The organism is Lysobacter soli (genome assembly GCF_009755585.1).
GTDB classification, from domain to species: domain Bacteria; phylum Pseudomonadota; class Gammaproteobacteria; order Xanthomonadales; family Xanthomonadaceae; genus Lysobacter_J; species Lysobacter_J soli.
Genome location: NZ_CP046603.1, coordinates 2,297,102 through 2,310,832, shown reverse-complemented (window position 1 = coordinate 2,310,832; position 13,731 = coordinate 2,297,102). Strand labels below are relative to the sequence as shown.

The window sequence follows — 13,731 nt, the reverse complement described above, 5'->3', positions numbered from 1 at the left end:
TGCATGAACCGCCATACGCAGGCGTGTGCAACGAATGCAGGAGTCATAGCTTGGCGGCGCGGTCCCCCTAAAACAAGGCACTGAACCGGGCCTGCCGCGCGACGCAATGTTGCACTGCGCCGTGAGGCCGCCGACGCGACGGACGACAATAGGCACGCGCGCCGCCGATGCGGCGTTTTTTTCGTCACCACATCCCCCCAATGAGCCGCGCAACCACGCGCGGCTTTTCAACGATCGAAGGTAAGAGACATGCGGATCGGCGTTCCCAAGGAAACCAAGACCCTCGAAGGGCGCGTCGCGCTCGTTCCGGCCGCGGCCGGCGACCTGGTCAAGCGCGGCCATGAGGTCTGGATCGAAAAGGATGCCGGCATCAAGTCGGGCTTCAAGGACGAGCAGTACACGCAGCTGGGCGTGAAGATCGCGCCCGACGCTGCGGCGCTCTACGAGAAGGGCGAGCTGATCGTGAAGGTGAAGGAGCCGATCGCCGGCGACCTGTCGCACCTGCGCAAGGATCACCTGCTGTTCTGCTACCTGCACCTGGCGGCCGAGCCGAAGCTCACGCGCGAACTGCTCGACATCGGCCTGACCGGCGTCGCGTTCGAAACCGTCGAACTGCCCAACGGCGACCTGCCGCTGCTGGCGCCGATGTCGGTCATCGCCGGCAAGATCGCCGTGCAGGTCGGCACGCACCTGCTGCACCAGCCGCAGGGCGGCAAGGGCAAGCTGCTCGGCGGCCTTCCGTCGACCGAACGTGGCAAGGTCGTCGTGTTCGGCGCGGGCAAGGCGGGCAGCGCCTCGGCGCAGCTGGCGGCCGCGGGCGGCTCGAATGTCGTGGTGTTCGAAATGCGCCAGGACCGCATGGACGAAATGATGCGACTGGGCAACAACGTCACCGCGCTGTACCCGTATGCGGACGTCGTCGCGCGCGAAGTCGCCTCGGCGGACCTCGTCGTCGGCGCGGTGCTGGTCACCGGCGCCAAGGCGCCGCACGTGATGAACCGCGAAATGCTCAAGGGCATGGAAGCGGGCAGCGTGCTGGTGGACATCTCGATCGACCAGGGCGGTTGCTTCGAGACCTCGCGTCCGACCACCTGGAAGGAACCGACCTACGTCGAAGAGGGCGTCACCCACTTCTGCGTGACCAACATGCCGGGCGCCGTGCCGCAGACCAGCTCGCAGGCGATCTGCGCGGCGATCCTGCCCTGGGTCAACAAGCTGGCCTCGGGCAGCGACTGGCGCAACAACCCGGCGCTGGTCCGCGGCATCAACGTCGAGGGCGGCAAGATCGTCCACCCGGCGCTGCAGGACATGAAGGTCTAAACCATTTTCGGCAAGAACGACGCGGGGAGCGCCGGGCGACTGGCGCTCCCCGTTTCTTTGTGGGTTCGCGGAACGGCTGGCTGGGATAGGCTGTTGTTCGCTCCCGGAGCCCTCGCCGGGATGACGGCAGGCGAAGTGCGATCCTGAAGGCGAACTTCGTTCCAGAAGGGTTGGAAAATCGCCCTTCGTGCCGACTTCTGTCGTATATTCAACAAGTAACGCAATCCATTTGAGGCAGAACATCACGGTGGCGCAAGCGTCCGCAGCCAGTCGAAAGAAGCTCAAGGCCGAGAAGCTGCCGCCGTCGCCGCGCAAGCAGCGGCTGGTGCGCGACATCGCGCTGATCCTGATCGCCCCGCTCCTGCTGTATTTGCTGGCGAGCCTGGTGACGTTCTCACCGCAGGATCCGGGCTGGTCGCATTCGGGCAGCGTGACGGCGCCGCTGCACAACGTCGGCGGTCGCGTCGGCGCGTGGACGGCCGACGTCCTGCTTTACCTGTGCGGTTACGTCGCGTTCCTCCTGCCGATCATGCTCGGTGCCATCGCGTGGATCGCCCTGTTCGGCATGGACAGCGACGGCGACGGCGAGGCGGATTTCGGCCCCGCGCTGCGGCTGGTCGGCATCGTCGGATTCCTCGTCGCCGCGACGGGACTACTGGAACTTCGCGTCGGCACGGCCGAGGCCTTCTCCGCGCGCGCTGGCGGCATTCTCGGCCAGCTGGTCGGCAAGTCGCTCTACAGCGGCTTCGGCCCGGTCGGCGGAAACCTGTTCCTGCTCGCGCTGCTGCTGGTGTCGGTGACGCTGGCCACCGGGCTGTCGTGGTTCGCGGTGATGGACAAGATCGGCCAGTGGGTACTGGCGTTCGGTCCGACCCTGAGCACCCTGTTCCGCAAGGGCGAGAAGCAGGCGACCGAGTGGCAGCAGACGCGCGCGATGCGCGAGGAACGCGAGGAAGCGCGCAAGGTCGATACCGAATTGCGGGCCAAGCGCGCGCCGGTGAAGATCGAGCCGCCGCCGCCGGCCGCCGCCGTCGTCGAGAAGAGCGAGCGCGCCAAGCGCGAGACGCAGATCCCGCTGTTCCACACCGGTGACGGCACGGGCATTCCGCCGCTGGCCCTGCTCGACGATCCCAAGCCGCAGCCGAAGGGTTACGACGAGCAGACGCTGGAAACCCTCTCGCGCCAGATCGAATTCAAGCTCAAGGATTTCCGCATCGACGCGCAGGTCGTCGGCGCCTATCCGGGCCCCGTCATCACGCGCTTCGAGATCGAGCCCGCGCCGGGCGTGAAGGTCAGCCAGATTTCCACGCTCGACAAGGACATCGCGCGCGGCCTGTCGGTCAAGTCGGTCCGCGTGGTCGACGTGATCCCCGGCAAGTCGGTGATCGGCCTGGAAACGCCGAACACCTCGCGCGAGATGATCTTCCTCTCCGAGCTGCTGCGCTCGAAGGAATACGACAAGTCCACCAGCCCGCTGACGCTGGCGCTGGGCAAGGACATCGCCGGCCGCCCGACGGTGGCGGACCTGGCGCGCATGCCGCACCTGCTGGTCGCAGGTACCACCGGCTCGGGCAAGTCCGTCGCGGTCAACGCGATGGTGCTGTCGCTGCTGTACAAGGCCTCCGCGAAGGACCTGCGGATGCTGATGATCGACCCGAAGATGCTGGAGCTCTCGGTCTACCAGGGCATCCCGCACCTGCTCGCGCCGGTTGTCACCGACATGAAGGAAGCGGCGAACGGCCTGCGCTGGTGCGTGGCCGAGATGGAGCGCCGCTACAAGCTGATGTCAAGCGTGGGCGTGCGAAACCTCGCCGGTTTCAACAAGAAGGTGAAGGACGCCATCGACGCCGGCCAGCCGATGATGGATCCGCTGTTCAAGCCGAACGCCGAGCTCGGCGAGACGCCGCGACCGCTGGAAACGCTGCCGTTCATCGTCATCTTCATCGACGAATTCGCCGACATGATGATGATCGTCGGCAAGAAGGTCGAAGAACTCATCGCGCGTTTGGCGCAGAAGGCGCGTGCGGCCGGCATCCACCTGATCCTGGCGACGCAGCGCCCGTCGGTGGACGTCATCACCGGCCTGATCAAGGCCAACATCCCCACGCGCATCGCGTTCCAGGTGTCGAGCAAGATCGATTCGCGCACCATCCTCGACCAGTCCGGTGCGGAAACGCTGCTCGGCCACGGCGACATGCTGTACCTGCCGCCGGGCACCGCGATGCCCGAACGCGTCCACGGTGCGTTCGTGTCGGACGAGGAAGTGCATCGCGTCGTGGAGCACCTCAAGCAGATTGGCGGCGGCCCGGATTACATCGAGGGCGTGCTCGACGAAGTACAGACGATGGGCGACGGCGTGGTGGTCGGCGCGACCGGCCTGCCGGAAACCGGCGGCGGTGGCGGCGACGAATCCGACCCGCTGTACGACGAAGCCGTGCGCATCGTCACCGAGACCCGCCGCGCGTCGATCTCCGGCGTGCAGCGCCGCCTGAAGATCGGCTACAACCGCGCCGCGCGCCTGATCGAGGCGATGGAAGCCGCCGGCGTCGTGACCCCGCCGGAGCACAACGGCGACCGCTCCGTGCTGGCGCCGCCGCCGCCGAAATGAACCGTGCCGCGGCACCATGCCGCGGCGTGCAGGCCTGTTCAGACAACCGCCGGCACACTCGCCGGCAACACGTGGATACCGGAGTTTTTCGCATGCGTGCAGTTCGTTTCATCGGCGCCGTCCTGGCGCTCGCGTTGGCCTCGACCACGGCCTTCGCCGGTGCGCGCGACGACCTCAACACCTTCACCAAGGGCCTCAAGGGCCTGAGCGGCGAATTCAGCCAGCAGGTCTTCGACCCCCAGGGCAAGTTGAAGGAAACCTCCACCGGCACGCTCGCGCTGGCGACGCCGCGCCTGTTCCGCTGGCAGTACGTGAAGCCGTATCCGCAGCTGATCGTCGCCGACGGCAAGAAGGTCTGGGTGTTCGATCCTGACCTGCAGCAGGCCACCGTCCGTCCGCAGGGCGTGGAGGAACAGAACAGCCCGCTCGCCGCGCTGATCGATCCGGCGAAGCTCGACGCACAGTTCATCGTCAAGGAACTGGGCATGGACAAGGGCCTGGAATGGTTGTCGCTTGCGCCGAAGAACGAGTCGGACGCGGCGTTCCGCAGCGCGCGCCTGGGCTTCGGCGGGAGCGGTCTGGTGAAGATGCAGGTCGTCGACAACCTGGGGCAGCGGACCGAGATCGAGTTCACCGGCTGGAAGCGCAATCCCGCCTTTGCCGCCGATACCTTCCGCTACACGCCGCCCAAGGGCGTGGACGTGATCGGCGGCGAATAAGCCGGCCAGCCAGCCAGCCAGCCGCGACGCGAAAGGCCTGCTTCGGCAGGCCTTTTCGTTTTCGTGAGGGCAGGGGCCGGATCCGCCGGCCGCCGGAGCGCCCCGTGGTCCGCCGTCCCGCCTTGTTGATCGGCCTGTGCCTGCTTTCGGCACCGGCCCTGTCGAACGAACCCGCTGTGACCGCCGCCGCGCCGACGCGTGCGCTGGCGTCCACACCGGCGTCGCGCGCGATGGACCGCGCCGCGCTGGAAAAGGCGATCGCCGGTACGGTCGTGGCCGCACTGTCCGAGCGCTTCGGCGGCCGCGCGATCGAGGCCAAGTTCGACGACGTCCAGGCGCAGCCGCTCGATGCGCAACAGCGGCTCATCCGCGGCGAAGGCGGCATGCGCTTCGCGGGCGAGACCGGCTGGATCGGCTTCCGTTTCACCAGCCGCTACGACGACTTCCTCGGTCAGGCCGGATGGCCCGAGCTGGAACTCGGTGTCGGCGGCGAGGGCCGCCTCATTCCCAACGACGGCATCGCCTTGCAGCAACTCGAAGACCGCATGGCCGACACGCTACAGCGCGAACTCGGCATGACGTCGGTGCGCATGCAGCTCGATCGCGTCGAAACGGTCGAGATGGCCGCGCATTACCTGGGCATGGAAGCGCGCGGCCTGGCGGACTTCGGCCGCGACGGCAGCAGCGAGGTGCGCGTGCACGCGCTGTACGACCGCCGCGACGGCGCATGGCTGCAGATGGACTACCAGCTGGGGCCGGAGGACGCGGGCAAGCCGCAGCTCACCGCATCCTCGCGCTGAACCCGCTTCCGCGTGCGATCCGCGATGACGGGGCCCCGAAGCCGGGCTTGGTATCGTGTGCGCAGCTTCCCGCGAGACCGCACGTGGCCCGCCGCACGACTTCTTCGTCCTCCCTGACCGACGACCTGCTTCACGTCGACAACCGCGGCATGCAGCCGCTCGCCGAACGCATGCGCCCGCGCACGCTCGACGAGATGGTCGGGCAGAAGCGGCTGCTGTCGCCACGCTCGGCGCTGCGACGCGCGATCGAATCCGGCCGCGTGCATTCGATGATCCTGTGGGGACCGCCGGGCTGCGGAAAGACGACGCTCGCGCTGCTGCTGGCGAAGTACGCCGACGCCGATTTCCGCGCGATCTCCGCCGTGCTCTCCGGCCTTCCGGAGGTGCGGCAGGTGCTGGCCGAAGCCGCGCAGCGCTTCACCGAAGGCCATCGCACGGTGCTGTTCGTCGACGAGGTGCACCGTTTCAACAAGGCGCAGCAGGATGCGTTCCTGCCGCACATCGAACGCGGCACGATTCTGTTCGTCGGCGCGACGACGGAAAACCCCTCGTTCGAACTCAACTCCGCCTTGCTCTCGCGCTGCCGCGTGCACGTGATGGAAGCGGTGTCGGCCGACGACATCCGCATCGCGCTGCGGCAGGCGCTGGACGACGAGGAGCGCGGCCTCGGCGGGCGCGGGCTGAAGGTCGAGGACGCGCTGCTCGGCGAGATCGCGCAAGCCGCCGACGGCGACGTGCGCCGCGCGCTGACACTGCTGGAAATCGCGGCGGAACTGGCCGAAGGCGAGGAGGGTGAGATCACCGCGACGACGCTCGCGCAGGTGCTCGCCGATCGCACGCGCCGCTTCGACAAGGGCGGGGAGCAGTTCTACGACCAGATCTCCGCATTGCACAAATCCGTGCGCAGCTCCAATCCCGACGCCGCGCTGTACTGGTTCGCGCGGATGCTCGATGGTGGTTGCGATCGTTCGTACCTCGCGCGACGCCTCACGCGCATGGCGGTGGAAGACATCGGCCTGGCCGATCCGCGCGCGATGCCGATGGCATTGGAAGCGTGGGACACGTTCGAACGCCTCGGCAGTCCGGAGGGCGAACTCGCGCTCGCGCAGGTCGTGGTGTACCTGGCGACGACGGCGAAGTCGAACGCGGTGTACGCCGCCTACAACGCCGCGCGCGCCGATGTGCAGCAGTACGGCACGCAGGACGTGCCGCTGCACCTGCGCAATGCGCCCACGAAGTTGATGAAGCAACTCGGCTATTCGAAGGGCTATCAGTACGACCACGATGCCGAAGGCGGCATCGCGCTCGACCAGACCGGATTTCCCGATGCGATGGGCGAACGCGTGTACTACCGCCCGGTCGAGCGCGGGCTGGAGATCAGGTTGAAGGAAAAACTCGATCGCCTTCGTGCGCTGCGCGACGATGCCCGGCGTGATGGCAATGTGAGTGGCGACGACGAAGGAACCTGAGCGTTTTCCGCGTGTTGCCTGCCCGCAACGTGGAGTTGGCTTCAACATTCACGCATAAGTCATTGAGTCGAAACAGCGCCGGTACCGTTGAAGTGTCGCGGTAATGTCCCGCGTTTCGGCGCTGAAACGCGCGGCTGAATGGCAACGAATGCGCTGCGTGTCTCGACGCATCAAGGCCTTGCGGTACACATCTGAGGCGCGGGGCGCTCAGTAGCCGAAAGTCGCATTCCAGTTTTGCAACGAGACGATCCGGTTCGCTCCGCTTCAGCGGCGCGGCGCGAAAGGCGTGTGTGCGATTCAGGACGATTAACCCGCGTGATCAACGCGTTGCCGCGCCTGAACGAAGGTTGGCACCGGCCATGCGTGTAGTTCCTTGCGTCGTTTACCGGTGCCTCCCCCGGGTGCCAGCCGACGTCACGTAAAGGAGAACAACAATGCGCATTCGTACCAGCTTGATGGCAACAGCAGTGCTCATTGCCCTGGGGCTCGGCGGCCAGGCGATGGCACAACAGACCAACGGCAATGGTGGCGACGGTGACGATACGTTCACCGCGTCGGACAACTCCGATAACTCCGACAACTCCGACAGCAGCACAGGCGACAACCGCGAGAACGACGGCTGGGCCGGCGCCGACAACGGAGCCGCGGCCGCGAACAACGGCGGCACCGCGACCAGCACCTACACCGACTCCTCCACCTTCAGCTCCACCTCCAGCACGATCGTCGCATCGACCGTGCTCGAAGGCGCGGTATACGACGTTCGCACATACGGCATCGGCAATGTCGCCACCAATGGCGGCAATGCCAATGGCGGATCGGGCGGCGCCGGAGGCGACGGCTACGGTGGCGACGGCTACGGCGGCGAAGGCGGCGGTGGCGACGGCTACGGCGGCGACGGCGGCAGCGGCGGCGACGGTGGCTCCGGTGGCGACGGCGGTTCCGGCGGCTATGCCGTGAACGGCAGCGCGACTTCGGGCGACGCGAGCGTCGGCGACGCGACCATCGGCGATTCGACTGCCGGCCGTGGCGGCCGTGGCGGCGACACCTGGGATAACTACAGCGGTCGTGGCGGCGATACCGACAACGACAGCGGCGACGCGGGCGGCGCAAGCCTGGCCGGCTCGGCCGCAGGTGCCGGCGGCAGCGACGGCGGCGGCGGTGGCGGTGGCGGCGGCAACTCCGGTGGCGACGGCGGTGGCGGCAACGATGCCGGCAACGACGGCACCGGCGGCTCCGGCGGTGCGGGCGGTACGGGCACCGGCGGCGCTGGTGGCGCAGGTGGTACGGCCACTGCAACCTCGACCGGCACGTCCGGCGCGGGCACCGGCACGTCCGGCGCGACCGCAGGCGATGGCGGTGCCAGCGGCACCGTGACCGCCAGTGCCGGTGGCGGCGGTGCGGGCGGTGCGGCGAGCAATGGCGACGCGAGCAACGGCAGCGCCGATGCAAGCGCGACCAACGGCTCGGCGACGGCCGGCGACGGCGCGGTTGCGGCAGCCGGCGCGACCGGCGGCGACGGCGGCGCGGGCGGCACCGGCAACGGTGCGGGCGGCACGGGCGGCACGGGCAACGGCGGCGTCGGCAACGGCGCGACCGGTGGCTCCGGCGGCGCCGGTGGCACCAACACCGTCGATGCGGGCACGTTCGACATGTCCTCCACGATGACCGGTACCGCCAGTGGCGCAGCCGGCATCACGGTGGCGGCGCAGAACAGTGGCTTCTCCTCGCTGATCCAGCAGGGCATCACTGTCCAGGCCAACCTGACCGTCGGTCCGTAAGCGTTACGCGACGCACGTACGCCCCGCGGCGTCGTGCGATCAACGTGCGCATTGCAGATTCCCGCCGGCGGCGACGCCGGCGGGAGCTTTGCAGTCGCACACGGACCCACACGGCAAGGAGCATGACGATGCAACGCAATCGTTCCATCGCAGTGGGCGGCCTGGGCGTGGCGATGTGGTGCGTGGCGGCGATCGCCTCCGCGCAGCAGGCGCCCGAAGCCGCATCGCAACCTGTCGTCGTTGAACCGGCTTTCGTCGAACCGGCCATTGTCGATGCGACCGTCGCGCCCGACGCGGCGTTCGGATCGGCCGTCGATCCCGGCGCGCTGTCAGACATGCGCGGCGGCGAGGCGCAACTGGTCGACAACGACATCCTCGTCAACGGCCGCGTCGAGGACGCGATCGCCGACGATGTGCTCACCGGCAGCAACTCGGTCACGTCCGGTTCGTTCGCCAACGCCAGCGGCATTTCCACGGTGATCCAGAACACCGGCGCGAACGTGCTGATCCAGAACGCGATGATCGTGAACGTGAAGTTCGCGGACGCGGGCCCATGAGCCTGCGCACATTCCGGCGCCGCGCGGTGTTGGCGGCTTCGGCGTGGATCCTGCTTTCCGGCCTCGCGCAGGCCGGGACGGTGGACGTGCGCGCGCCGCCGAACGGCGCCTATTCGCTGAAGGTCACGAGCCTGAAGGAAGCGCGCTTCAAGACCACCGTGCGCCAGCAGTACGACTTCAGCTGCGGCTCGGCCGCGACGGCGACGCTGCTGACCTACCAGTACGGCCATCCGGTCACCGAGGCCGAAGTGTTCATGCACATGTACCAGACCGGCGACCAGGCGAAGATCCGCCAGCGCGGGTTCTCGCTGCTGGACATGCGCCGCTATTTGCGTTCGCTGGGATTCGAGGCGGACGGATTCGAGCAGCCGCTGGACAAGCTCGTCGCCGAAGGCCTGCCGGCGATCGTGCTGCTCAACGACCGCGGCTACCGGCACTTCGTCGTGGTGAAGGGCTTCCGCAACGAACGGGTCCTGCTCGGCGATCCCGCGCGCGGCACGCGTGCGATGCCGCGCTCTCGCTTCGAGAAGCTGTGGGACAACCGCATCCTGTTCGTGGTGCACAACCGCCGCGACCGGGCGCAGTTCAACATGGCGCAGGACTGGCGCACCGCGCCGCCGGCGCCGCTGGATGCGGGCATCGCCCGCGACAGCCTCTACAACATCGTGACGCCCCGGCGCAGCCCGGGCGACATCTGACGGAGGGTTCGACCATGGACTCGCCTTCGTTCAAGCACGCGTCGTTCAAGCTCGCCCTGATCGCCGCCTTCGCGTGGTGCGCGCCCGTGTTGGCCGCGCCGCCTTCGACGGTGCTCGGTGAGGACTGGGTCGCGATCGATCCCGCGCTGCTCGAAGACATGCGCGGCGGCTTCATCACCGACGGCGGAACGGCGTTGTCGTTCGGCATCGAACGCGCGGTGTTCGTCAACGGCGAAGTGGTGGCGACCACGCGCGTGCAGATTCCCGACGTCGGGCGCATGACGACCGACCAGGCGCGCGAGCTGCAGCGCTTCAACGAGGGCGTCGTGGTGCAGGTGGGCGGCGGCAACACGTTCGAGCCGTCCGGCGCGCCCGGCGGCATCGTCATCCAGAACACGAGGGACGGGCAGGACATCCGCGCCCTGACCACGGTGAACGTCGGCGTCGACACGCTGCAGGCGTTCCAGGATCTCAACACCCAGTCGACGCTGCACAACGCGATGGTGACCGCCACCGCGCCCTGAACGAGAGCCGTCGCCGCGCGCCCGCATTCGGGGCCCGCCTGCGTTGTAACCGGATGGACCTCCCGGCACGGCCGCACCAGAAGGACGACGCATGAGAAGGACGCCGCAGTTGCCCCGCCGCCTGATGCTCGCTCCATGCCTGTGGCTCGCCGCCGCCGCGGCGGCCCACGCGCAGGACCAGTGGCAGGGACTGGAGCCGGCCCGTCCGGCTGCGCAGCCCCAGGCGGCCGGGGCTCTCCCCGCGGCGCCGGCGCCGGCAGCGCCGCAACGTTCGCTGGACGACCTGCAGCGCGAGATCAACGCGCAGACCCGGAAGCTCGATGAGCTGCGCAACTCGCTCGCGCAGCAGGAAGCGGCGGTCGCGAACCTGCAACGCGCGCTCGACGAGGAACGCCTGGACGCCGAACGCGGCGCGGGCGTCGCGCCGGGCACCGTGCTGCCGACGCTGGCGCAACAGGCGCCGGCCGCGGCGCCTCCGCCGGCCGATCAACGCCAGGCGCAGGCCGCGCAACCACAACAACAGCAGCCACAACCGAAGCAGAAGCCGGTCGGACAGGCGCCCGATTCGGTAACGCGCCCGCCGGAAGTCGCGCAGATCTTCGACCAGCCCGGCGTGCTCACGCCGTCGGGCAAGTTCATCCTCGAACCCTCGCTGCAGTACGGCTATTCGGCGAACGACCGCGTGGCGCTGGTCGGTTACACCGTGATCCCGGCGATCCTCATCGGCCTGATCGACGTGCGCCAGGTCAAGACGACCTCCGGCGTCGGCACGATCACCGGTCGCATGGGCATCGGCGGCCGTGCCGAGGTCGAGGTGAAAGTCCCGTACGTCTATCTCAACGGCGACACCGTCAGCCGCGAGATCTTCACCGGCAGCGCGCAGGACCGCGTGTTCAACGCCAGCGGCCACGGCATGGGCGACGTCGAGGCGACGGCGCGTTACCAGCTCAACCGCGGCGGCCCGGACAAGGCGTTCTACATCGGCTGGCTGCGCTACAAGAGCCGCACCGGCAAGGATCTGTTCGAAGTCACCACCGACTGCGTGCAGCGCTGCCTGCAGAACGCCACCGGCACCGGCCTGCCGCTGGAACTGCCGACCGGCACCGGCTTCGAAGCGATACAGCCGGGCGTGACGTGGCTGTATCCGTCCGACCCGGTCGTGTTCTTCGGCACCTTCAGCTATCTGTACAACTTCGAACGCAGCAACGTTTCGCGCACCGTACTGGGGCGCGAAGAGGAATTCCTCGGTGACGTGCAGGCCGGCGACATCTGGGGCTTCAACCTCGGCATGGGCCTGGCGCTCAACGAGAAGGCGTCCATCAGCCTGGGCTACGACACGAGCCTGATCGGCAAGACGAAGCAGAACGGCCGGGAATCGCCCGGCTCCGTGCGCCTGACGCTCGGCACGCTGCTGCTGGGCGGTACATACCGCTTCAGCGATCGCTGGTCGCTCAACGTCGCACTCGGCGTAGGCGTGACGCGCGATACGCCGGACATGACGCTGACGGCGCGGGTGCCGATTTCGTTCTGAGGTTTCGCGACAGTCCTTACGAGCCTCGTCATCCCGGCGAACGCCGGGACCCAAGCTGTCACGACCTGGTCGAGTTGGTGTTGTCGCAAGCGCGCGCGTTGCCGGCCTGGGTCCCGGCGTTCGCTGGGATGACGACGGTTCCATCGCGCCGGCACAAACCCTTCACACCTGTTTCACCCGCAAAGGTTCTATCTCGCGATCACGCGCGCGCCGCGAGGTATCGCGCCGGCAGTCCGCATCGGGTTTCCCTCTCGCCCCAACGTCCACGGAGAAGGCTCATGAAACGACTCGTCCTCGGCGCGGTGATGCTCCTCGCGCTCTCCGGCTGCGCCAGCACGCCGACGGTGCACACGGATTACGACCCCTCGGCGCAGTTCTCCAGCTATCGTACCTACACGTGGCTGAAGAAACCCGAAGGCCGCTCGCCGCTGGTGGAACAGCGCGTGGTCGCGGCGATCGATGCCAAGCTCGCCGCGCACGGCTGGCAGCAGGCGACGGGCACCGACGCCGATGTCGGCATCGTCGCCAACGTCGCCACGCAACAGCAGCAGACGCTCGACACCTTCTACAGCGGTCCGGCGTGGGGCGGTTACGGGTGGGGTCGCTGGGGCGGCGCCGGCATGGGTTCGGCGACCACCACGGTGCGCAATTACGAGGTCGGCACGCTGGTCGTCGACATGTTCGACATGAAGACCAAGCAGGCGATCTGGCGCGGCACCGCGTCGGGCACCGTGCCCGATTCGCCGGAAGACGTGAACGCCAAGGCGCAGGCCGGCGTGGAGAAGATGTTCGCGTCGTTCCCGCCGGGTAGCGCGCCGGCGAAGTGACCGGCAGCAAGACGTAGTGCAGAAGGCCGGCGCGATGCCGGCCTTCGTCGTTTCATTGCACGCGTTGTGCGGATCACACCCGCCTGAAATAGAACCCCGCGTAGTGATCGAGCGTGCAATCCGGTTCGAACGGAACGCGCAGGTGGCGTTCCTTCGATTGCCACTGGTCTTCCAGGCAGTAGCCCAGTTCCTCCATCTGCGCGACGAACTCCGGCTTGGCCATCACGCGATACGGCAGCACGGCCTTGCCGATGTTCTGCAAGGTGACGTAGCCGCGCCGCGGATGCACCGGCGTGAGGTTCACCAGCACGTGCGTAGGGGGCGAGGGCAGGCGGCCGAGGAGCTCGGGCAGCGTGTAGTCCAGGTACTGCAGCGCGCCGCAGGTGATCAGCACATCGTGGTCGCTCGCGGCGTCCGGATCGTCGGCGAAGTGCAGCAGCCCCTGCGGATCGTTCTCGCGCGCCCAGCTGCGTCCGGCGTCCATCACGGCTGGCACGTCGTGCACGCGCCACTCCATCGTCGCCGGGTAATCGACGTAACGGCGGAACCCGTAGTAGGTCACGCCGATGTGGCCACCCAGGTCGAAGATGCGATGGCGGCCCTGTGCGAGCAGGCGCGACAGCCAATGCACCATCGGGTAGTCGCTGACGCGGATGCTCCGATGTCGATCCATGTACATCCCCGTCGTGGAAGGCTGGTCGTAGCTGGTCGGCAGCTTTGGTGCGGCAGCCAGCGCCTGCGCGCGCGAATCGTAGGCGCCGTAGTACGCGTTGCCGCCGTGGTAGGGCCGGTTGAACAGGCGGCGGTACAGCGGCCGCGCGACCAGGCGCACGCCGGGAAGCTCGGCGGTCTCGATGGCGATGCGCACCAGGTGGCGTTTGGCCATCAGCGTTTCATGTT

Annotated in this window: 12 protein-coding genes; 11 read left to right on the top strand and 1 reads right to left on the bottom strand. The window is 68.0% G+C overall.

Going from position 1 to position 13,731, the window contains the following annotated elements; translation table 11 throughout:
- Positions 1-249: 249 nt before the first annotated feature.
- The 11 genes from ald to GOY17_RS10360 all read left to right on the top strand — a co-directional run bounded on the left by ald (position 250) and on the right by GOY17_RS10360 (position 12,831).
- The gene (gene ald, locus GOY17_RS10410) at positions 250-1,320 is read left to right on the top strand and encodes an alanine dehydrogenase (protein ID WP_157030361.1); all 1,071 of its coding nucleotides are present in this window, start codon (positions 250-252) and stop codon (positions 1,318-1,320) included.
- Between the two features lie 247 nt (positions 1,321-1,567).
- A complete protein-coding gene (locus GOY17_RS10405) occupies positions 1,568-3,928 on the top strand; it encodes a DNA translocase FtsK (RefSeq protein ID WP_232338402.1) in 2,361 nt (786 codons plus the stop codon).
- 92 nt (positions 3,929-4,020) lie between these two features.
- Positions 4,021-4,647: an outer membrane lipoprotein periplasmic chaperone LolA gene (lolA, locus tag GOY17_RS10400; protein WP_115841511.1), complete on the top strand. Its 627-nt coding sequence runs from the start codon at positions 4,021-4,023 to the stop codon at positions 4,645-4,647.
- Positions 4,648-4,751: 104 nt separating this feature from the next.
- A complete protein-coding gene (locus GOY17_RS10395) occupies positions 4,752-5,447 on the top strand; it encodes a hypothetical protein (protein WP_157030360.1) in 696 nt (231 codons plus the stop codon).
- A 149-nt stretch (positions 5,448-5,596) separates the two neighbouring features.
- Positions 5,597-6,916: a replication-associated recombination protein A gene (locus GOY17_RS10390; RefSeq protein ID WP_157031684.1), complete on the top strand. Its 1,320-nt coding sequence runs from the start codon at positions 5,597-5,599 to the stop codon at positions 6,914-6,916.
- Between the two features lie 434 nt (positions 6,917-7,350).
- Positions 7,351-8,694 (top strand): hypothetical protein, encoded by a 1,344-nt coding sequence (locus GOY17_RS10385; RefSeq protein WP_198173652.1) that lies wholly within the window; start codon positions 7,351-7,353, stop codon positions 8,692-8,694.
- 128 nt (positions 8,695-8,822) lie between these two features.
- Positions 8,823-9,251: a hypothetical protein gene (locus GOY17_RS10380; RefSeq protein WP_198173651.1), complete on the top strand. Its 429-nt coding sequence runs from the start codon at positions 8,823-8,825 to the stop codon at positions 9,249-9,251.
- Positions 9,248-9,949: a C39 family peptidase gene (locus tag GOY17_RS10375; protein ID WP_157030359.1), complete on the top strand. Its 702-nt coding sequence runs from the start codon at positions 9,248-9,250 to the stop codon at positions 9,947-9,949. The genes GOY17_RS10380 and GOY17_RS10375 overlap by 4 nt, the downstream gene beginning before the upstream one ends.
- A 14-nt stretch (positions 9,950-9,963) precedes the next feature.
- Positions 9,964-10,473 carry a hypothetical protein gene (locus GOY17_RS10370; protein WP_157030358.1) on the top strand — a complete coding sequence of 170 codons (510 nt, stop codon included), beginning with the start codon at positions 9,964-9,966 and terminating at the stop codon, positions 10,471-10,473.
- Between the two features lie 91 nt (positions 10,474-10,564).
- Positions 10,565-12,004 (top strand): transporter, encoded by a 1,440-nt coding sequence (locus GOY17_RS10365; protein ID WP_232338401.1) that lies wholly within the window; start codon positions 10,565-10,567, stop codon positions 12,002-12,004.
- Between the two features lie 278 nt (positions 12,005-12,282).
- On the top strand, positions 12,283-12,831 hold the full coding sequence (locus GOY17_RS10360; protein ID WP_157030357.1) for a DUF4136 domain-containing protein: 549 nt from the start codon (positions 12,283-12,285) through the stop codon (positions 12,829-12,831).
- Positions 12,832-12,904: 73 nt separating this feature from the next.
- On the opposite strand, the gene GOY17_RS10355 is transcribed toward GOY17_RS10360, so the two are convergent.
- The gene (locus GOY17_RS10355) at positions 12,905-13,717 is read right to left on the bottom strand and encodes a TIGR04325 family methyltransferase (protein WP_157030356.1); all 813 of its coding nucleotides are present in this window, start codon (positions 13,715-13,717) and stop codon (positions 12,905-12,907) included.
- Between the last annotated feature and the right edge of the window lie 14 nt (positions 13,718-13,731).